1 rRNA gene is annotated in these 237 nt (G+C 50.6%); it reads left to right on the top strand.

The features are described 5' to 3' along the window. Positions 1-127: 127 nt before the first annotated feature. A 5S ribosomal RNA gene (rrf, locus tag PVZ80_RS00265) occupies positions 128-237 on the top strand; the annotation flags it as partial.

Consider the following 237-nt stretch of genomic DNA (forward strand, 5'->3'; position numbering starts at 1 on the left):
GTAGGTCATCGTCAAGATTAAATTCCGAAACCCCAATTGCGAAAGCAGTTGGGGTTTTGTTTTTGTAGAAGTTCCCGATTTTGCTGGCACGTTCGGCCCTTGAGCCAACGGTCCGGCCACAGAATTTCTTGACGACCATAGAGCATTGGAACCACCTGATCCCATCCCGAACTCAGCAGTGAAACGATGCATCGCCGATGGTAGTGTGGGGTTTCCCCATGTGAGAGTAGGTCATCG

Origin of the sequence: Pseudomonas sp. B3G-3 (genome assembly GCF_028640915.1) — a bacterium.
Lineage (GTDB): Bacteria > Pseudomonadota > Gammaproteobacteria > Pseudomonadales > Pseudomonadaceae > Aquipseudomonas > Aquipseudomonas chlororaphis_I.